The organism is Lapidilactobacillus achengensis, from assembly GCF_003946655.1.
GTDB classification, from domain to species: Bacteria; Bacillota; Bacilli; order Lactobacillales; family Lactobacillaceae; genus Lapidilactobacillus; species Lapidilactobacillus achengensis.
In genome coordinates this window covers 70750-90706 of the sequence record NZ_RHOV01000001.1, presented here as the reverse complement: position 1 = coordinate 90706, position 19957 = coordinate 70750, and the positions used below count along the sequence as shown (strand labels likewise).

Below are 19957 nucleotides of genomic sequence, written 5' to 3'. Positions count from 1 at the left end.
CTTGGCAATAACCGTGTCAAAACGGATCCTTCCTCTGCCCACTGGACAGGGGATTTTTTTATGGAAAGGGAGCCGATCCAGATGGAAAAAGAAGTTATTGATGGGGTAACCATGAAACGAGCGCTGACCCGAATTACTTATGAGATCATCGAACAAAACGCCCAACTTGATGATCTGGTCTTAGTCGGGATCAAAACGCGGGGGATCTATCTGGCGCAGCGGATCGCCCAACGCCTGACTCAGTTGGAAGGGCGGCAGGTGCCGGTGGGGGAGCTTGATATCACGCTTTATCGTGACGATCATCATCAACCTGGTCCTAACGATCCCGAAGTCCACGGGGTCTCGCTGCCCGTCTCGATCGAAAACCGGCATGTGGTGCTGATTGACGACGTTCTTTTCACCGGTCGGACGGCCCGCGCGGCCTTGGACGCCTTGCTTAGTCAGGGACGGCCACAACGAATTTCATTGGCGGTACTAGTCGACCGGGGCCATCGTGAATTGCCGATTCGCGCCGATTTTGTCGGCAAAAATATCCCCACGTCGTTAGACGAACAAATCAAAGTTGCGGTCATGGAACACGATGGTCGCGACGGCATCTACATTCAAAAAAATTCATAAATCACCAACCGTAACGATTTAATTGTCCCCAGAGAGAGGCAGAATGGTTTCGCGTCGGGCTCTTACCGAACGGTCATTCTTCTGGGAAACTAGTGGGGTGACCGTTTTTTGTAGGAAAAACCGCGCTGATTTTGCGCGGAAAACCCCAGTCCCATCGTCAGATGAGCAGCCCCAACACGGCTACCCACCAAAAGCAATCAACTAGACGCTCAAGACGCCTAAATAGCATTAAATAATCCATCATGAGGTGACCAGTATGATCTTTTTATCTAAGCTAAATCAGCAAAAAGCCATTGTTTCAATGGCCGATTTCTCAGCAACCGCGGTGACACAATTACTCGATCGGGCCAGTGCTTTCAAAGCCGGCGCCCAGGCGCAAGTTCAAGAGCCAACCTTTGCGGCCAATTTATTTTTTGAAAATAGCACCCGGACCCACACCAGCTTCAGCATCGCCGAACAGCGCTTGGGGCTTAAGACGATCGAGTTTTCACCGCAAAGTAGCTCGGTCCAGAAAGGGGAGACCTTGTATGACACCTGCCTGACCATGGCGGCGTTAGGCGTGCAACTGCTGGTGATCCGTCATCCCGAGAATGCCTATTATCAACAATTGCTGGGGCAAGCGTATCTGCCAGTGGCCTTGATCAACGCCGGTGATGGTAGTGGTGAACATCCCTCCCAAAGTTTGCTGGACTTGTTGACGATTCGCGAAGAGTTTGGCCATTTCGCTGGTTTAAAGGTGGCGATCGTCGGCGATCTCGCCCATTCACGCGTCGCCCGTTCCAATATGGAAATTTTGCAAGCGCTGGGAGCCGAGCTTTATTTCTCCGGTCCGGCGCAATGGTACCAAACGCAATTCGATCGTTATGGGGAATATCGCCCGCTGGATGAGTTGGTGGGCGCCGTCGATGTGCTGATGTTGCTGCGGGTCCAACATGAACGCTTAGAATCAGCGGAAAACCAGACTTTCAGCGCGGCCGCTTATCATCAAGCTTATGGGCTGACGGAGGCGCGGGCGCAACGATTACAGCCCCAAGCAATCATCATGCATCCTGGTCCGATCAATCGCGATGTGGAACTGGCCAGCAGCCTGGTGGAAAGTCCCCATTCTCGCTACTACGAACAAATGCAAAATGGCGTGTACGTGCGCATGGCGATGATCGAAACCGTTTTGCAAGCCAATGATGTCAAATTCAAATCAAACAGGAGGGTAACGCAATGACGAACAGCTCTAAATCAACCACAATCCTGATCAAAAACGCCCAGATCAATTCCGGCGGCAACCAGTTGCAACCACAAGAACTGCTGATCCAAGCGGGCAAAATCACCGCCATGGCCACCGAGATCCCGATCCCCGCTAACTTTAGCGGGCAGATTTTTGACGCGGAGCACCATTTGGTCAGTCCCGGCTTAGTCGACTTGCACGTGCACCTGCGAGATCCTGGGCAAACCTACAAAGAAACGATTGCCACTGGTAGCCAGGCCGCGGCTCGAGGTGGCTTCACCTATATTGGCGCCATGCCGAATCTGACCCCAGCGCCAGATACACCGGCGCAACTGGCCGTGATGAATCAACGTAACCAGACCGAGGGCGTGGTGCACATTGGGCAATACGCCACCTTGACCACCGACCGCCGTGGGGATCAGTTGGTGGATTTTGCTGGGCTTGCCGCAACCGGTGTGCTGGCTTTCTCCAATGATGGCTCCGGAATCCAAACCGCTGACACCATGTATCGGGCGATGTTGGCCGCCAAAGCAGTGAATAAGCCAGTGGCCGCTCACGTGGAAGATGACAGCCTGCGCCATGGTGGGGTCCTCAACGCCGGGGCCAAAGCTCGGGAATTAGGACTGCCAGGTTTACTAGAGGTCGTCCAAACGGCCCAATTGGCGCGGGATTTAGTTTTGGCCCAAGCGACCGGGGTCCATTACCATGTCTGCCATGTGGCCACCGCCGCGGAACTGACCTTGATCCGCCAGGCTAAAGCCGCGGGCGTCCAGGTCACCTGTGAGGTCAGTCCCCACCATCTGCTCCTAGCCGACCAAGACATTCCCGGTGATGACGCCAATTACAAAATGAACCCGCCGCTACGCACCGAATCCGACCGCCAAGCCATGGTCGCGGGGCTTTTAGACGGGACGATCGACTGCATCGCCACCGACCACGCGCCTCATAGCCAAGCTGAAAAAGAGCAAGGCTTTCGCCAAGCGCCTTTCGGGATTGTCGGCAGTGAAACAGCCTTCGCGTTGTTGTATACGAAATTCGTCCAAACCGGGATCTTCACCTTGGCCCAATTGTTGAACTGGCTTAGCCAACGACCCGCAGCGCTGTTCCAACTCAATCAAGTTGGCCGTTTGGTTGTTGGTGGTCCCGCTGATCTGGCCCTTTTCGACCTGGATCACACTGCGCCAATCATGGTTCAAACATTTGCCTCCAAAGGTCAAAATTCACCTTTCATTGGCTGGCCCGTTGCTGGCCACACCGTCGCGACCATGGTGGCCGGGCAATTTGTTTATCAACGTCAGGAGGTCCAAAGATGACCGCACGTTATTTAGTTTTAGAAACGGGGCAAGTCTTCACCGGCGTGGCTTTCGGGGCAGCCCAGGCCGCGGTTACCGGGGAGTTGGTGTTCACCACCGGGATGACCGGCTATCAAGAATCGTTGACCGATCCGTCTTTTTGCGGTCAACTGATCATGTTTACTTATCCGCTGATCGGGAATTGTGGAATCAACCGGGACGATTCTGAAGCAATCGATCCCACTTGCGCCGGGGTCGTTGTTCGTGAGGTGGCGCGGTTGGCCAGCAATTGGCGCCAACGCCAACCCTTGGCTGATTTTCTCCGGCAGAAGGAGATTCCGGGGATCAGCGAGGTGGATACGCGCGAATTGACTAAACTGATCCGCCAAGCAGGCACGCTCAAGGCGCGGTTAGTTGATGAGTTGCCTACACCGGCGCAAATCGAAGCGATCAGCGCGACCCCCTTGGCTCGTAACCAGGTCGCCCAAGTTGCCACGACCAAGGCCTATCCCAGTCCTGGTAAAGGTTATAATATCGCCGTGATCGATTTCGGGTTGAAGCACAGTATCTTGCGCCAATTAGCCGCGCGGGATTGCGATGTGATCGTCTTACCGGCGACGACCACCGCCGCTGAGCTGTTAGCGCTGGCTCCTGATGGCGTGTTGCTCAGTAATGGCCCCGGTGATCCTCAAGATGTTCCCGCCGCCTTGCCGCTGATTCGCGGGATCCAAGGTAAAATCCCTTTGATGGGCATCTGCCTTGGCCACCAACTGTTCGCGCTGGCCAATGGCGCCACCACTTTCAAAATGAAATTCGGACATCGCGGCGGCAATCATCCCGTCCGCGAAATCGCCACCGGTCGAATCGATTTCACCTCACAAAATCACGGCTTTGCGGTCGACCCGGCCTCCTTGGCTGGCACCGATCTCCTGGTGACTCACGAAGAATTAAATGATCAAACGATCGAAGGACTCCGCCATCGCCGCTATCCCGCGTTCTCCGTTCAGTTCCATCCGGACGCCACTCCCGGTCCCCACGACGCCACGCATCTCTTCGATGAGTTCATCGAAATGATCACGGCCACGAAACGTGCTTGAGTCACGCTTAGGTGGACGGTAATAACCTGCCATCGCCTGTCGTCCACCCGAGCCCCAGTTAAATGCCATCAGCAGAAAAAAAGGAGTTCCCTCATGCCTCAACGTACAGATATCCAAAAAATCATGGTCCTCGGTTCGGGACCGATCATTATTGGTCAGGCCGCGGAATTCGACTATTCCGGCACCCAAGCCTGCCTAGCGCTGCGCGAAGCAGGCTATCAGGTCATCTTGGTCAACTCCAATCCGGCGACGATCATGACCGACCCCGAGATCGCCGACCAGGTTTACTTAGAGCCCTTGACCTGTCCCTTCGTCAGTCGGATTTTACGCAAGGAGCTGCCTGACGCGATCTTGCCCACACTAGGTGGCCAGCAGGGGTTGAATCTCGCCCTGGAATTGGCGGAGAGTGGGATTTTAGACGAATTGCAGATCGAATTACTGGGCACCAAACTGACCGCGATCAATCAGGCCGAAGATCGGGAATTGTTCAAGCAATTGATGACTGACTTGCAGCAACCGATCCCCGCGTCAACCACGGTCCAAACCGTGGCGGCCGCTTTAGAATTCGCCCAACAAAATGGCTATCCCGTGATCGTCCGACCTGCTTTTACCATGGGGGGCACCGGTGGGGGACTTTGCGCCAATCCAACCGAATTGGCGGAGATCTGCGCCAACGCTTTGAGCCTATCGCCGATCACCCAGGCCTTGATCGAGCAAAGCATCGCCGGCTTCAAAGAAATCGAATATGAGGTCATGCGCGACGCCGCCGACAACGCCTTGGTGATCTGTAACATGGAAAATGTTGATCCAGTCGGCATCCACACCGGGGATTCGATCGTGACCGCGCCAGTGCAAACCTTGACCGATCGCGAGAACCAAATGTTGCGCGACGCGTCCTTGAAAATTATCCGGGCCTTGAAGATCGAAGGTGGCTGTAACGTTCAGTTGGCGCTAGATCCTCAGAGCTTTCAATATTATGTGATCGAGGTCAATCCCCGTGTCTCACGTTCCTCCGCGCTGGCGTCCAAGGCCACCGGTTATCCCATCGCTAAAATCGCCGCCAAAATCGCGGTGGGCCTGACCCTAGACGAGATCGTCAATCCGGTGACTGGAACGACTTTGGCGGAATTTGAACCGACCTTGGATTATGTGGTGACGAAAATCCCCCGTTGGCCGTTTGACAAATTCGCCCAAGGTGAACGCCGTTTAGGCACCCAAATGAAGGCCACCGGAGAGGTCATGGCCATCGGGCGAAATTTCGAGGAATCCTTGTTGAAGGCCGTGCGTTCGCTGGAAATCGGTACCCATCATTTGGAACTGCCTGAACTGGCTCAAGTCAGTGACCAACAATTAAGCGACCAATTGATCCATCCCCAAGATGACCGCTTGTTCTATCTGGCCCTGGCTTTGCGCCGAGGCTATGACCTAACGGAATTGCAGGAGTTGACCAAGATTGATCTGTTCTTCTTGGATAAGGTCCAACACATTATTGAGCTGGAGCAAGCGCTGGCGGCCCATCCCCAAGATCAAGCGGTTTTACGGCAGGCTAAACGCAATGGTTTCAGCGATGAGACGATTGCCAGGCTTTGGCAAACAACGGCGCTGGCGATCCGCCAACAGCGGCAAGCCCTAGGCCTAACCCCGGTTTACAAAATGGTCGATACATGCGCAGCGGAATTCAGCTCGCAAACGCCTTATTTTTACAGCAGTTATGAACATGAGAATGAAAGCCAGCCCAATGGCAAACCGGCTGTCTTGGTTTTAGGCGCGGGTCCGATCCGCATTGGCCAAGGGATTGAATTCGATTACGCGACCGTTCATTGCGTTCAGGCGATCCAGGCTGCTGGTTACGAGGCGATCATCATCAATAATAATCCGGAAACGATCTCCACGGATTTCTCGATTTCAGATAAGCTGTATTTCGAGCCTTTGACCTTGGAAGATGTGCTGAATGTCATTGACCTGGAACAACCTTTGGGCGTGATCGTCCAATTCGGGGGTCAGACCGCGATCAATTTGGCGGCGCCTTTAGCAGCGGCAGGGGTGAAAATTCTCGGAACCGAGCTGGCCGATTTGAACCGGGCTGAGGATCGGGATGAATTCGAGCAGGTGATCCAAGAACTGGGGATCCCCCAACCACTAGGCGACACCGCGACCACCGCGCCAGCTGCGTTAGCCGTCGCTGAACGGGTGGGCTATCCCGTTTTGATCCGTCCCAGTTACGTGCTCGGCGGGCGGGCGATGAAAATCATCGCCGATCCCAATGAACTTGAGCGCTACATTCATGACGCTGTCCAAGTTTCCCACGAACATCCGGTTTTGATCGACCATTATTTGGTGGGTAAGGAATGCGAAGTTGACGTGATCTCAGATGGCCACCAAGTTTTACTGCCTGGGATCATGGAACACATTGAGCGGGCTGGGGTCCATTCCGGCGACTCGATGGCGGTTTATCCCGCGCCTTCCTTCAGCCCCGCCATCAAGGCCAAAATCGTTGCCGCCACCCGACAATTAGCGCTAGCGCTGAACTGTGTCGGCTTGATGAATATTCAGTTTATCGTCCGTGATCAGCAAGTCTACGTGATCGAGGTCAATCCCCGGGCCAGCCGCACCGTGCCTTTCCTCAGTAAAGTTACCGGGATCCCCATGGCCCGCGTTGCTACTAGGGTGATTTTGGGCGCCAGCTTGGCAGAACTCGGTTACCAAGATGGTCTATATCCTGAAGGTCCCTTGGTCCACGTCAAGGCGCCGGTCTTCTCCTTCAGTAAACTGCACAACGTCGATAGTCTGTTAGGCCCGGAAATGAAATCAACTGGCGAGGTCATGGGTACCGATACCACCTTAGAAAAGGCGCTCTTCAAGGCCTTCACCGCCGCCAAATTGGTGTTACCTGAGTATGGCACGATCTTGTTCACAGTGGCCGACGAAGATAAGGCCGAAGCCAGTCAGCTGGCCCGCCGTTTTCGTGAGTTGGGCTATCAGATCATGGCTACCGCTGGCACCGCCGCCTATTTCCAGAAGGCAGGGATCAACGGGCAAACAGTGGCGAAGTTGCCCGTAACCACGGCGCCTAACATCCTTGACCAATTGCAGGCAGGTAAGATCCAAGTCGTCATCAATACCTTGAACCGTGATCAAGATGCCGCTTCTGATGGTTTTCAGATCCGCCAAACGGCCACCGAACACAATGTACCGCTCTTTACTTCACTTGATACCGCCGCGGCGATTTTACGCGTCTTAGAATCACGGACCTTTACCACCAATCCGTTAGGAGGAACAGTGCGATGATCCAAGAACAAATGACGATCGTCCGTCAGCACCAATTGACCGACGATGTCTATGAATTGGTTTTGGCTGGGGCGATGGCACGCCTGCCTTGGACCCCGGGGCAATTTGTCGAAGTGCAAGTCCCAGATCCGCGGCTACTCTTGCGGCGCCCGTTTGGAGTGGCCGCCTTGGATCCCGCCCAAGGTCAGTTGACATTGCTCTACAAAACGGTCGGCGCCGGCACCGCCGCTCTGAGTCAGGCCCGACCCGGTGAAAAATTGGCAGTCTTGGGTCCCTTGGGCCATGGCTTCCCTAGTGATTTTCTCCAAGCAGGGAAGCAAGCGCTCTTGATCGGTGGGGGAACGGGGATCCCGCCACTTTACGCGTTAGGCCGACAACTCCACCAACAAGGGATCCAGCTGACCAGCGCCTTGGGCTTTGCGACCAAGTCACAATTTTTTTATCAAGCCGAATTCGCGGCCTTAGGTGATCTGGCGTGCGCCACCAATGATGGTAGTCTTGGTTTTCGCGGTCATTTAGGGTTACTGTTGGACACGCAATTCGCGGACGCCCAGACACGTTTCGCGGCGATTTACGCCTGTGGTCCCACCGGCTTGCTCATGGCCGTCAACAACCGTTATCGAGACCATCCGCACGCCTATCTATCTCTAGAAAGTCGGATGGCCTGCGGTGTCGGTGAATGTTACGCCTGTGTGGTGCCCGCGGCCTCAGATACGGCAGCCACGGCCGTTTATAAAGTCTGCGATGAGGGTCCTGTTTTTGCCACCGGGGAGGTCAAACTATGACAACAAGCAATCATGATCATCAGAATCATCAGGCAACCAACGAGCACCCCGCCCACCACCTGGCGTCGGCCGACCGTTTAGCCGTCCATTTACCTGGCCTTGATCTGAAAAATCCGATCATGCCCGCCAGCGGCTGCTTCGGCTTTGGTCAACATTACGCGGAACTGTACGATTTGAACCAGTTGGGCGCGATCATGATCAAGGCGGCGACCAATGAACCGCGGTTAGGCAATCCGACCCCGCGCGTTGCTGAAACGGCTAGCGGCATGCTGAACGCGATCGGGCTGCAGAACCCGGGACTTGAGGCGATCATGGGCGAGAAACTGCCTTGGTTAGCCACAAATTTCCCAGATCTACCGATCATCGCCAATGTCGCCGGCACAACCGAAGCCGATTATGTGGCGGTTTGTCAACGAATCAGTCAAGCGCCCAATGTGAAAGCCATCGAATTAAATATTTCCTGTCCCAATGTGGCCCACGGCGGACTAGAATTTGGCACGGATCCTAAAATGGCCGCCGCCTTGACCGCCGCGTGTCGCGCCGTCAGTCAAGTTCCGCTATACATCAAACTTTCACCCAACGTCACCGATATTCGCCCGATTGCCCTGGCGGTAGCCGCGGCAGGGGCGGATGGCTTGACCATGATCAACACCTTGGTGGGCATGCGGCTGGATCTACGGACCCGCCAACCGATCCTGGCCAACGGTACCGGAGGTTTGTCCGGCCCCGCCATCAAGCCGGTGGCCGTTCGCTTGATCCACCAGGTCCATCAAGTCACCGATCTGCCGATCATTGGCATGGGCGGGGTGATGACCGCCAGTGACGCCTTAGAATTGATCATGGCCGGTGCCAGCGCCGTGGCGGTGGGGACCGCCAATTTCGCTGATCCTCAAGCCTGTCCTCGGATCATTAATGAATTGCCTCAAGTGCTCGACCAATATCAGATCAGTAGTATTCAACAACTGATCCAAGAAACGGCGGTAGTCAGATGAAACCAACGATTGATCCAAGTGATCCAAAGCGACCGATCATTGCCCTTGATTTTCCCAGTAAAACAGCGACCTTACGTTTTTTAAAAAAATTTCCCCAAGACGAACACCTTTTTGTCAAAGTCGGCATGGAATTGTATTACAGCGCTGGTCCGGTGATCGTCGAACAGTTGATCGAGCAAGGCCACGATGTCTTCCTTGATCTCAAATTACATGATATTCCCCATACTGTGGAACGGGCGATGCGCGTGATCGCTGGCTTAGGGGTCCGCTATACCGACGTTCACGCGGCGGGGGGCAGCGACATGATGCTGGCGGCGCGGACGGGTTTGGAAGATGGCACCGCCGCTGGCCAGCCGGTACCAAAATTATTGGCGATCACCCAATTGACTTCGACCAGCGAGCAACAGATGCAGTCCGAGCAATTGGTCAATGCCACACTGAACACCAGCGTTAGTCATTATGCCCGCCTAGCACAAAAGGCCTGGTTAGCCGGCGTGGTTTGTTCCGCGCAAGAAGCCAGCATGTTGGCCCAGATCACCGGTCCTGAATTTCTCCGGGTCACACCGGGAATCCGCTTGGTTGCGCACCAGGCCGGCAGCGATGATCAGAAACGGATCATGACCCCGGAGGCGGCCGCTGCGCAGGGGAGTAGTCAACTGGTCGTCGGGCGCCCGATCACCGAAGCCGCCGATCCCGTTAGCGTCTATCACCAAATCAAACAACTTTGGGAGGAAGCCAGTCATGGTCTCAATAAAACAAGCAAAAAATCAAACCAGTAAAGCGAGTCAACAGATGGGTAACAAGCAAGTCGCAACAACTTCGAGCACCGCTCAAATCAATCCCAATCAGACCAAAAACACAGCCGCTACTTCTGCCGCTTCCGCCGCAACTGGCGCGGCCGTGGACAGTCAAGCGCTGGCGCACCAGATCGCCGCTGATCTTTTGCGCATCAAAGCAGTCACACTCAGCCCGCAACAACCGTTTACCTGGGCCAGTGGCTTGAAAAGTCCGATCTACACCGACAATCGGCTAACGATCAGTTATCCCGCCATTCGGCAACGAATCGCCCAAGGCCTGGCCACGATGATCCAGCAACTTTATCCGCAAGTAGACGTGATTGCCGGCACCGCGACAGCGGGCATTCCCCATGCCGCGATCGTCGCGAGCTTGTTGGATCTGCCCCTGATCTACATTCGTTCCCAACCCAAGGACCACGGTCAAGGTCGTCAAATCGAAGGTCATCTAGCCGCCAATAGCAAAGCTGTCGTGATCGACGATTTGATTTCCACCGGTGGCAGTGTCCTTCAAGCCGTCCAGGCCGCCCAACGTGAAGGCGCGCAAGTCTTAGGTGTGGTTGGGATCTTTAGCTATCAACTGCCAGTGGGCCAGGCGAATTTTGTCGGCGTAGACCTGCCGTGTACCACCTTGACCAACTACACCAGCTTGATCGAGACCGCCGTCGACCAAGGATATATCAGCGCTCAAGATCGCGAGATTCTGCAACAATGGCGCCAAGATCCCCAGGCTTGGGGCGCGCAATTCGCGAACTGATTTCGGGACTTGATGAGGTGCAGAAGCTCAAGTGATCAAGTGATGAGTAATAAAGTGATGATACGAGTTCCGCTTCCGCTAAGGATAAATAAAATGACAAAGAGAGAATCTTTCGCAGTAGCAGATTTTCTTCTTGTCATTTTTTGCGTCCAGATTAAATGTTCAAGTAATGTAATTCAGTTAGATCATCCCAGCCGTCGCTAAAATTTTTTCTCGGTTTCGCCATAGTTATTCGCAGGATAATCTCGGGGATGGTCCAGATATGGGTGGGTAGGTTAGGTAGCGCGAACTGACTGAGCCATTCGATAAATCTAAGTTAACATAATATATATTATCGGAAGTAGTGTTACGGGAATAATTCCTGGGTTTGTACGTCCTTGAATGAAGCCCGCTCAGCGTGTAATTGATCTTATTAGTGTTATCGAGATCTGTCTGGGTTCTGAATTCTGACTCTTGCAACCCAATCATTCCCGCTACCAAATCACAACACTGACTTTTTATTTAATCACCAGCCATCAGTCAGTAATCAAATAGCGCTCTAACAATCAACGCGCCGACATTCTAGTTACTTATCTATCGACTTGTATCTACTAGCGCCAACAGCCACACTAACGATCAGCAATCCAAGTGCAAGTCGCGATCACAAAAAATGAACCGTAGCTCAGTTCAATGACTGCTGCCACGGTTCACGTTTAGATTGCTTAGTTGTGATGACTTACTGGTCCTTTTTAGTTTGAACGCCGCTGACAGCCTTCTGACGCACCATCCCGAAATTTTCAAGGTTGTTGCATCCAATCCTTTTTGACATCCGTTTTTTTTCAGGCAATCTTTTGCATTCGAAAATTGATCAGGATCAGTTGTTGTCGCTCAACCTGATTTTCCTTGATAACTTGATAACCATGATGTTCAAAAAACGGTCGCGCTGTGATCGAGGCGTCCGTCGTCCAAACCGATGCGGGTTGGCGCCGCTCGATTGCCCTTAATAAATGTGCGCCGATGCCCGCGCCTTGGTGAGCCGGATCAACATAAAGATAATCCAAGTAACCCGTGGCGGTCATTGCCGCAAACCCAGCAATCTCTCGATCTTGAGTAACGGCTACTAGCGTTGTCATGGACGCGATCGCCGCTAGCCAAGCCTCATTGCTGAAACTAGCCCAAGCTTGGCGCCGCGGCCAATCATAATCTCGATCTGGAATTTGCTGAATCGCACGCCGAATCATGGCCAGAGTCGCTTCAGCGTCCTCCAGTTGAAAATCACGATAGCTGACCGAAGCGGGCTTGCTGGTCGCCATTAACAGACACATCCTTTTTTCTCAAGCTTTTAGTTCAAAGAAATAACAGCAATTTCCGAATGCTAGCCCCTCAAAAACACGATTTCATGTTACCTTATTCACGTATTTTCCCGAAATTAGCGCCCCCACTTGATTCATTATTCGTGGGTTTCTGGCGCCTGATCCGGGCCTGTGGACCCCGCTGGCTTGCGCTCACCTGTCAAAAAAGCCTTCGCCCGCGCTACATAAGGCGTCCGCTGATTGCAGGCGGCCAACGTCTGGGCATCATGGGTACTGGACTGCCCAGTGAGACAAACCTTGCGGTACAACTCGTAATATGGCAACCCCACTTGTTCCGCCGCAGCCAGCTCCGCGGAAACATCGTAAGCCACATGACGAAAATCAACCCCGGCGAACCCTTGATCATCAAGGTGCAACAAGGCAAATTGGGCGCGGTGATCTTGAAACAACGGCCCCCACTCACTAAACGGTTGCCCAATAGATCCCGGATTGAGCACCAGTTGATCCTGACGACTCGTTCGCAACAGTTGATGATGCACGTGTCCGTAGACGGCCAAATCAACGGGACCGCCAGCCTGTTGCTCCGCCTGGGTCAGCAAGTTATCGAATTGATCTTGCTCCTCAAAGGGTAACAGCTGATGGCCATAATTGATCTGCGGTAAATTATGATTCAGGGAAATCGTCAGGCCATTGCGCCGCACAATGGCGGTGATTGGGCTAGTCGCTAGCCGTTGCGCGTAGGCCGGCTTCAGGTCACGACAAACATATTCTACCAAGTTGGTCACGTAGACATCTTGCGTATTGGCCAAATCAACGAACTGAGCGCCATTGCGACTGATTTCGTCAACGAAAGCATCCCAATTCCCTTTGAGAAAAACAGTCAGATTGACTTGATCAAGTAACTCAAACAATTGGTTGGTCCCCGGTCCCGGCATCACCAAGTCTCCTAAGTACCAATACTCAGTCGCGCCTTCTGCTTGCGCCGCCGTCAAAACTGCCGTTAACGCTTGAACATTGCCATGAACATCCGATAAAATTGCGATGCGCTGATCCATAATTACCCTCTTCATTCTGTCTAACTTAATCTATTTGGCTAACATTATCTGAATTTGATTGGATCTGAATTTGATTAGTTTCTGATTTTTAGATTTTAGAACTGCTCAAATCAGCCGTCAAGCAAAATCATTCTTCCTAATTACATCACATATTACATGACATTTTACATGACATTAAGGATTCCATTAAGTTCGATGACCAGTTTAAGCGCTGATTTCCCGGCGCCAAGCCATCGCAATCTCCGGGAATCCGGTATTCTGATCGATTTGGTGACAACTGATCACGAAATTCTGGCGCAAATAGAAATTGATTGCGTGAGTATTCGCCTCGTAGGCGTACAAGGTCAATTGCGGGACCGCCTGCTTCGCCTCAATGATCAAGCGCTGCCCCCAGCCTTGGTGGCGATGCTCCGACGAGATGAACAAGCCCGCGATTTCTGTATCGATCAGCCCCAAGAAGCCAATGATCGGCCCGGTCGCCGTTTCGCGCGCGACAAACAAGCGTGCCTCGGGCAATTGTTGCCGCACACTTTCCAAATTCTCCTGCCAATAGTCAGCCGTAATGAAATCATGCGCGTCTAAATTACCCTGTAACCAAATATCAGCGATCGTTGTAATCTCGGCCATCGTCGGCACCAAAAGTTCATTGATCATAAATCGACCCTCCATCACCGCTCATTGATCTTGAGTAGCTACGTTTTAGTGGCGCTAATTCTGTCTTGACGGATCTCAGCCCAGCAGCCACCGCCACTTGGTCGACCCAGTCTCGTTACTTGGTTCATTGCTTGGTTTTATTTTAGATTTCTGATTATCAAAATATTTATTTAGCGTTGTCTTCTAGCAAGCTGCCAAGTTGGCAACAAGCTATTTTAAACAACTCTTTTATCGCTATCATTCTATTTTTTGTAACTTTCTACTTCGGTACCACTCAATTTTTAGCAACATCTTTTAGCAACATTTTTTAGTAACATTCTATTTAACAACATTCTATTTTAACAATAATGCGGTCAGAATGAAACCGCGGTTCTGATCAATTCCACCTCAGCGGCCTGCCATGCCACGAAAAAAGCCAGGGATCAGCATTGATCCTTGACCTCGTTCGCTGGTACCGTAGCGTTGAACAACCGAAAACTGTTGCCACCGCTGCTTTGATCAAATTCTTTGATTGCTCTAATTGATCGTTCTAAAAAGCGGCCGTCAATGGTGGGACGACTTGTTTCTTCCGGGAAACAACGCCAGGTAACTCAACCACGTGATCAACCAATTTCTTGCCAAACGCCTTTTCGAAGGCAGCTAACCCGTTCGCGGCGCCATAGGCCAGTACTTGGGAATCGCTGGTCAAAATATTAGTGATGATGACGACGAATAAGGCGTAATCGTGGGCGCTGATTTCTTGATCGATCGCCGCCGCTAACGCAGTCTGGCGCGCTAAAACACTAGGAAGGTCGATGGTGTTGATCTGCGCAACACGGACCGCGTTCCCGTTCATTTCGAAACTTTTAGCGTCAAGGTCAATCAATTCCGCCTCTGATTTAGCGGACAGATCTGTTCCCGCCTTCAACATGGCTAACCCATAGGCCTCATAGTCAACATCAGCAATCTTCGCCAAAGCGACAACAGCGGCGCGATCCAAAGGTGTGGTGGTTGGTGATTTGAAAAGTAAGGTGTCCGAAATAATCGCGGACAACATCAGACCAGCAATCGCTTGAGGAATCGCGATCTCATGTTGCTCATACATTTCCCACAGGATCGTGCTGGTACAGCCCACAGGTTCAGCGCGATAATATAAAGGTTCCGCCGTATTGAAGTTGCTGATCCGATGATGATCGACCACGTGTGAAACGCGCACGTCGGCAATATCGCTGACACTTTGTTGCGGTTCGTTATGATCCACCAACATGACGGCTTGAACTTCATTAGCCGCTGTTTCGATGACCCGCGGTGCTGACACACCGAAATGATCTAAAGCATAGGCCGTTTCTTCATTCGGCGCGCCTAAAGCCACCGCTTCCGTATCCGCGCCTAATTGTTTTTCTAGATAAGCGTAGGAGATCGCCGCCGCGATCGCATCTGTATCTGGATTTTGATGTCCGAAGACAAGTTCCTTTGCCATAAAAAAAGCTCCTTCACTGTTATCATCTTGACTGCTAAATTGCCTGTTTTACAAATTAACTGTTCAGTTCTATTCTACCGCAAAAAGCAGAGTCTGTGACCCCCAATCGCAATTTATTCCCCCAAGCCAATTGCCGACAGCAAAAAATCCAGGAGACAATGAACTGTCCCCTGGATTGCTAGGTCAAATTTAACGGAGCGCGATGCCTTCGCTTAAGACCGTGCCATAATCACGTTCCTTGAAGAAATCATCCCACTCACTGAAGAAGCGTTCGATCCGCGGAATCTTCAGCTTATCTTGACGATAAACGAAAGCCATATCGAAATTGATCGCCGGGTCAAAGGTTGCCTGCTCCAACTTAAACTCATTTTGGTGAGCTAACCAGAAGCTATACGGTAATGCGGTTGACAAGCCACGCGCTTGCGCGAAACGCATGATTTGGAATGGTGACGTGAACTGCGCCCGACTGACCGGTTCATCAACCATCTTATTCTTGTAGACTTCCATCAGCAATTGCGAAATAAAGTAATCAGGTGGATAAGTGACCCAATCGGTTTTCGTAGTCGCTGGTAAGCGAACTTTAGGTTTATTCGCCAACTTCTCGTCTTGATGGAAGAAAATCAAATGATCCGAAAAGATCTTGCGGCTACCATAAGAACGCCAATTTTTGATGCTTTGGTCTGGCACGTACATCACCGCTAAATCGATTTGGTTGTTCTCTAGTTGATCCCAGATCTCCCGCCGCGTCAGTAAAACAAACCGCACCTTAATATCCGGATATTTCTCCGAGAAGTGAATGAAGAAAGCCTCGAAAGCGCTGTCTTCCATTGACGAAAGAAAACCGATATTGATTGACCCACTGGTTGGGCTGGTAGATTGCTGTACCTTATCCAAGGCTTCGTTGACCAGCGCGAAAATTGACTGGGTGGTCGCTAACATCGTCCGCCCGGCATCCGATAGATATAATTTTTTCCCGATCGAGAAGAAGACCGGAGCCCCCACAGTTCGCTCTAGCTTCTTGATCTGTTGTGTTAGCGCCGGCTGCGTAATTCCTAGAATCTGCGCGGCTTGCGTGTAATTCATCGTCTCGGCCAACTGTAAGAAATAAGTCAGCGTTTTCGAGGCGAATAAGTTCTCTTGACGTGTCTTCATAAAAATCCCCCCACTTATTTTAAAGTCTTCGGAACTTTAACATTATAATAATATAAGGGCGTAAAAAGGGCAACAATTTTGATTGTTGCCCTTGCTTAAGCCATTTCTAAGACGACTTGCTTACAAAAAGTTAACTATCTTGTCTAGCCAAGTCCTACTTTTCGTGCATGAATGCACTATTTTTTAGCGTGTACGCCAGCCTTGATAATCTTCAACCTGTAACAAATTCTCAGCGTTAACGACCCGATCATGAGTTGGCGGCTCAATGCCCTTCAACGGATAATCGATCCCAAGGGTTTCATACTTAACCACGCCCATGGTGTGATAAGGCAGAATCTCAACCTTATCCACATTATTGAGGGTCTTGATGTAGTGACCCAGGTCGCGCAAATTCTCATCATAATCAGTGCGTTCAGGCACCAAAACGTGGCGGATCCACATATGATGGCCGTTATCGGACATATACTGGATCATCGCAAGGACGGTTTCGTTATTAAAGCCTGTTAAACGTTTGTGCCGATCGGTGTCGATCTGCTTGATATCAACCAAGGAGACATCGGTGACCGCCATCAACTGCTTGAACTTGCTGAACCACGGCTCCTTATAAGTAAAAGGCTGGCCGCAAGTGTCCAAACAGGTGTTGATGCCTTCAGCTTTCGCCTTGGTAAACAAATCGATCAAGAAATCGATCTGCAATAAGGATTCGCCACCGCTACAGGTGATCCCGCCGCGTTTGCCCCAAAAAGCCCGATATTTGATGGCGTCAGCCAGGATCTCATCACTGGTCATTTCGTCCCCGGTGCCAATGTTCCAAGTATCGGGATTATGGCAAAACTCGCAACGCATCCGGCAACCTTGGAGGAAAATCACGTAGCGGATCCCCGGTCCATCCACGGAACCGAATGTTTCAATTGAATGAACATAGCCCATCACTGGTTTTGTTGTTGTTGCTAATACCATAACAGTCATTCCTTTCAAACTACAAAAGGCAATAAACCGTAGTTGTTTATTGCCTTTTGTAGAAAGCGCTTGAACAGCGCTCCCTAACTAAAATGTGTTGTAGAACTACATTGTTTCGAAGTAAGTCCGCGAAATAACGTCGTCTTGTTGTTCCTTCGTCAAGTCTGCGAAGTAGACACAGTACCCGGAAACACGAACGGTCAAGGTAGGATATTCTTCAGGATGTTGTTGCGCGTCGATCAGCGTATCACGGTTGAATACGTTGATGTTCAAATGCATCCCATTATTTTCGATATAGCCATCGACCATGTTAACCAGAGTATCTTTGCGTGCTTCATCATCATGACCTAAAGTATTTGGTGTTACGCCAAAGGTATTGGAAATGCCATCGCGTGCGTAGTGGTATGGTAATTTAGCAGTTGAAAGCAAGGAAGCCAAGGCACCGTTCTTTTCAGCACCGTATGCAGGGTTAGCACCAGGTGAGAATGGTTCGCCAGCTTTACGACCATTAGGAGTTGTCCCAGTATTCTTACCGTAAACAACGTTAGAAGTGATCGTCAAGATCGAAGTTGATAACTTCGCGCCACGATACAGATGATGCTTGTTCATCTTCTCGAAGAAGGCTTGAACTAACCATTTCGCGATATCATCAGCACGATCATCATTGTTACCATAACGTGGATAGTCGTCATTGTCAGCAGTGAAGTCAACAGCGATGCCGTTTTCGTCACGGATAACCTTAACGTGGCCATACTTGATTGCGGAAATTGAGTCAACGGCATGTGAGAAGCCGGAGATCCCAGTTGCGAACGTCCGATCAAGATCGGTGTTCTTCAAAGCCATTTGAGCAGCTTCATAGTAATACTTGTCATGCATATAGTGGATCGCGTTCAGAGAGTTAACGTAAACGTCAGCTAACCAATCCATCATTGGTGAAAGCTTCTTCATGAATTCATCGTAATCGATGTAGTCAGAAGTGATGCCTTCGTAAGCGGGTCCAACTTGTGCTTTACCTAATTCATCAACGCCACCGTTGATCGTGTAAAGAATGACCTTAGCTAAGTTAGCCCGAGCGCCGAAGAATTGCATCCCCGTTGCGATTGGTTGTGCTGAAACACAGCAAGCGATGCCGTAGTAATCAGTGCCCCATTCGTTACGCATCAAGTCATCGTTTTCGTATTGGATCGTTGAGCTCTTGATCGAAACTTCAGTCGCATAACGTTTGAAGCCTTCTGGTAAGCGATCTGACCATAACAAAGTGATGTTAGGTTCTGGCGCAGCGCCCATGTTATCCAAAGTCTTCAAGAAACGGAAAGCAGTCTTAGTAACATGATGACGGCCATCAATGCCCATGCCACAAAGTGATAAAGTTGCCCAGATCGGGTCGCCAGAGAATAATGAGTTGTAATCTTCAGTCCGAATGAAACGAACCATCCGTAACTTCATGACCATATGATCGATATATTCTTGGGCTTGTTCTTCAGTGATCGTGCCCCGCTTCAAATCGCGGTTGATATAAGCATCGATAACTGTGTCGATCCGGCCAACAGACATAGCCGCACCGTTTTGAGTCTTAACAGCAGCTAAGTAGCCGAAGTAGATCCATTGGATCGCTTCTTGAGCGTTCTCAGCCGGACGGCTCAAGTCGAAGCCATAAGAAGCGGCCATCTTCTTGATGTCGTTCAAAGCACGATATTGTTCTTGAACTTCTTCACGAAGACGAATAACATCATCAGTCATTTCGCCGTCGCCAATATTTTCAAAGTCGTGAGCCTTAGCAGCCATCAAACGATCGATCCCATAAAGGGCGATCCGTGGGAAGTCAGAAACTAACCGGCCACGTGCGTATGCGTCAGGCAAGCCAGTGATGATCTTGTAGTGACGGCATTTCCGCATTTCAGGTGTGTAAGCATCGAAAACACCTTGGTTATGAGTCTTGCGGTCTTCGGTGAAAATCTTATGTTGTTCAGCGTCAACATCGAAGCCATAAGCTTTCAAAGCGTCTTCAGCCATCCGGATCCCACCGAAAGGCATGAATGCGCGTTTCAAAGGCTTGTCAGTTTGCAAACCAACGATTGTTTCCAAATCTTTCTCAATATAACCAGGTTTATGAGAAGTAATCGTGCTGACCACATTGTTGTCAGCGTCCAAAACGCCACCAGCTTCGCGTTCTTGCTTCTTCAAAGCCAGGACTTCATCGTTTAATTTAGTTGTTGCGGCAGTAGGACCAGCCAAGAAACTTTCGTCACCTTCATATTGGTTCAAGTTCTTCTCAATGAAGTCGCGAACGTTGATCGTTGTTTGCCAATCACCGCCGACAAAACCTTCCCAATAAGAAGGAGTCGCCGTTTTTTCCATCTGTTTCATTTATATAGCCTCCATTTGAACAAAATAGTTACAACACATTTGACGATTTAAGTATAACATATCACATTAGTTTTGCAAGCCTTTTCTCTGCCCTATTTTCAGGGGGTATAACAGCGTAAAACGCTATCATTGCAAGGTTTCGACGTGTTTATGATGTAATACTGTTATCGCAA

Annotated in this window: 16 protein-coding genes; 9 read left to right on the top strand and 7 right to left on the bottom strand. The window is 51.0% G+C overall.

What is annotated here, in order from left to right; genetic code table 11:
• Positions 1-81: 81 nt before the first annotated feature.
• From pyrR to pyrE, 9 genes are all read left to right on the top strand, one after another.
• Complete coding sequence (gene pyrR, locus EKM94_RS00390; RefSeq protein ID WP_125595798.1) at positions 82-618, top strand: bifunctional pyr operon transcriptional regulator/uracil phosphoribosyltransferase PyrR; 537 nt, start codon at positions 82-84, stop codon at positions 616-618.
• 256 nt (positions 619-874) lie between these two features.
• The gene (locus EKM94_RS00385; RefSeq protein ID WP_125595795.1) at positions 875-1837 is read left to right on the top strand and encodes an aspartate carbamoyltransferase catalytic subunit; all 963 of its coding nucleotides are present in this window, start codon (positions 875-877) and stop codon (positions 1835-1837) included.
• A complete protein-coding gene (locus tag EKM94_RS00380) occupies positions 1834-3153 on the top strand; it encodes a dihydroorotase (protein ID WP_125595792.1) in 1320 nt (439 codons plus the stop codon). Before EKM94_RS00385 ends, EKM94_RS00380 begins: the two co-directional genes overlap by 4 nt.
• Positions 3150-4229, top strand: a complete 1080-nt coding sequence (locus EKM94_RS00375; RefSeq protein WP_125595790.1) for a carbamoyl phosphate synthase small subunit — start codon at positions 3150-3152, stop codon at positions 4227-4229. The genes EKM94_RS00380 and EKM94_RS00375 overlap by 4 nt, the downstream gene beginning before the upstream one ends.
• A 93-nt stretch (positions 4230-4322) precedes the next feature.
• The gene (gene carB / locus EKM94_RS00370) at positions 4323-7517 is read left to right on the top strand and encodes a carbamoyl-phosphate synthase large subunit (RefSeq protein WP_125595787.1); all 3195 of its coding nucleotides are present in this window, start codon (positions 4323-4325) and stop codon (positions 7515-7517) included.
• Positions 7514-8302 (top strand): dihydroorotate dehydrogenase electron transfer subunit, encoded by a 789-nt coding sequence (locus EKM94_RS00365; protein ID WP_125595784.1) that lies wholly within the window; start codon positions 7514-7516, stop codon positions 8300-8302. Before carB ends, EKM94_RS00365 begins: the two co-directional genes overlap by 4 nt.
• Positions 8299-9294, top strand: coding sequence for a dihydroorotate dehydrogenase (locus EKM94_RS00360; protein WP_164511035.1), 996 nt, complete (start codon positions 8299-8301; stop codon positions 9292-9294). The genes EKM94_RS00365 and EKM94_RS00360 overlap by 4 nt, the downstream gene beginning before the upstream one ends.
• Positions 9291-10073, top strand: a complete 783-nt coding sequence (gene pyrF / locus EKM94_RS00355; protein ID WP_125595781.1) for an orotidine-5'-phosphate decarboxylase — start codon at positions 9291-9293, stop codon at positions 10071-10073. The genes EKM94_RS00360 and pyrF overlap by 4 nt, the downstream gene beginning before the upstream one ends.
• A gap of 136 nt (positions 10074-10209) precedes the next feature.
• Positions 10210-10845, top strand: coding sequence for an orotate phosphoribosyltransferase (gene pyrE / locus EKM94_RS00350; protein ID WP_225422121.1), 636 nt, complete (start codon positions 10210-10212; stop codon positions 10843-10845).
• An 818-nt stretch (positions 10846-11663) separates the two neighbouring features.
• Here the strand turns inward: pyrE and EKM94_RS00345 are convergent.
• From EKM94_RS00345 to pflB, 7 genes are all read right to left on the bottom strand, one after another.
• Positions 11664-12137 carry a GNAT family N-acetyltransferase gene (locus tag EKM94_RS00345; RefSeq protein ID WP_164511034.1) on the bottom strand — a complete coding sequence of 158 codons (474 nt, stop codon included), beginning with the start codon at positions 12135-12137 and terminating at the stop codon, positions 11664-11666.
• 137 nt (positions 12138-12274) lie between these two features.
• On the bottom strand, positions 12275-13192 hold the full coding sequence (locus EKM94_RS00340) for a metallophosphoesterase family protein (RefSeq protein WP_164511033.1): 918 nt from the start codon (positions 13190-13192) through the stop codon (positions 12275-12277).
• A 204-nt stretch (positions 13193-13396) separates the two neighbouring features.
• Positions 13397-13846, bottom strand: a complete 450-nt coding sequence (locus tag EKM94_RS00335; RefSeq protein ID WP_164511032.1) for a GNAT family N-acetyltransferase — start codon at positions 13844-13846, stop codon at positions 13397-13399.
• A 529-nt stretch (positions 13847-14375) separates the two neighbouring features.
• On the bottom strand, positions 14376-15305 hold the full coding sequence (locus tag EKM94_RS00330) for a manganese-dependent inorganic pyrophosphatase (protein WP_125595768.1): 930 nt from the start codon (positions 15303-15305) through the stop codon (positions 14376-14378).
• A 189-nt stretch (positions 15306-15494) separates the two neighbouring features.
• Positions 15495-16457 carry a LysR family transcriptional regulator gene (locus EKM94_RS00325; RefSeq protein WP_125595765.1) on the bottom strand — a complete coding sequence of 321 codons (963 nt, stop codon included), beginning with the start codon at positions 16455-16457 and terminating at the stop codon, positions 15495-15497.
• Positions 16458-16640: 183 nt separating this feature from the next.
• On the bottom strand, positions 16641-17417 hold the full coding sequence (gene pflA, locus EKM94_RS00320) for a pyruvate formate-lyase-activating protein (protein WP_225422115.1): 777 nt from the start codon (positions 17415-17417) through the stop codon (positions 16641-16643).
• A gap of 105 nt (positions 17418-17522) precedes the next feature.
• Complete coding sequence (gene pflB, locus EKM94_RS00315; protein ID WP_125595759.1) at positions 17523-19784, bottom strand: formate C-acetyltransferase; 2262 nt, start codon at positions 19782-19784, stop codon at positions 17523-17525.
• Positions 19785-19957 lie beyond the last annotated feature (173 nt).

Excerpts from the sequence above, each read along its gene's own strand:
- carB (WP_125595787.1), top strand. The coding sequence starts at position 4,323 with ATGCCTCAACGTACAGATATCCAAAAAATCATGGTCCTCGGTTCGGGA.
- EKM94_RS00360 (WP_164511035.1), top strand. The coding sequence starts at position 8,299 with ATGACAACAAGCAATCATGATCATCAGAATCATCAGGCAACCAACGAG.
- EKM94_RS00325 (WP_125595765.1), bottom strand. The coding sequence starts at position 16,457 with ATGAAGACACGTCAAGAGAACTTATTCGCCTCGAAAACGCTGACTTAT.
- EKM94_RS00380 (WP_125595792.1), top strand. The coding sequence starts at position 1,834 with ATGACGAACAGCTCTAAATCAACCACAATCCTGATCAAAAACGCCCAG.
- EKM94_RS00335 (WP_164511032.1), bottom strand. The coding sequence starts at position 13,846 with ATGATCAATGAACTTTTGGTGCCGACGATGGCCGAGATTACAACGATC.
- EKM94_RS00365 (WP_125595784.1), top strand. The coding sequence starts at position 7,514 with ATGATCCAAGAACAAATGACGATCGTCCGTCAGCACCAATTGACCGAC.
- pflA (WP_225422115.1), bottom strand. The coding sequence starts at position 17,417 with ATGGTATTAGCAACAACAACAAAACCAGTGATGGGCTATGTTCATTCA.
- pflB (WP_125595759.1), bottom strand. The coding sequence starts at position 19,784 with ATGAAACAGATGGAAAAAACGGCGACTCCTTCTTATTGGGAAGGTTTT.
- EKM94_RS00385 (WP_125595795.1), top strand. The coding sequence starts at position 875 with ATGATCTTTTTATCTAAGCTAAATCAGCAAAAAGCCATTGTTTCAATG.
- pyrR (WP_125595798.1), top strand. The coding sequence starts at position 82 with ATGGAAAAAGAAGTTATTGATGGGGTAACCATGAAACGAGCGCTGACC.
- EKM94_RS00375 (WP_125595790.1), top strand. The coding sequence starts at position 3,150 with ATGACCGCACGTTATTTAGTTTTAGAAACGGGGCAAGTCTTCACCGGC.
- EKM94_RS00340 (WP_164511033.1), bottom strand. The coding sequence starts at position 13,192 with ATGGATCAGCGCATCGCAATTTTATCGGATGTTCATGGCAATGTTCAA.
- pyrF (WP_125595781.1), top strand. The coding sequence starts at position 9,291 with ATGAAACCAACGATTGATCCAAGTGATCCAAAGCGACCGATCATTGCC.
- EKM94_RS00345 (WP_164511034.1), bottom strand. The coding sequence starts at position 12,137 with ATGGCGACCAGCAAGCCCGCTTCGGTCAGCTATCGTGATTTTCAACTG.
- EKM94_RS00330 (WP_125595768.1), bottom strand. The coding sequence starts at position 15,305 with ATGGCAAAGGAACTTGTCTTCGGACATCAAAATCCAGATACAGATGCG.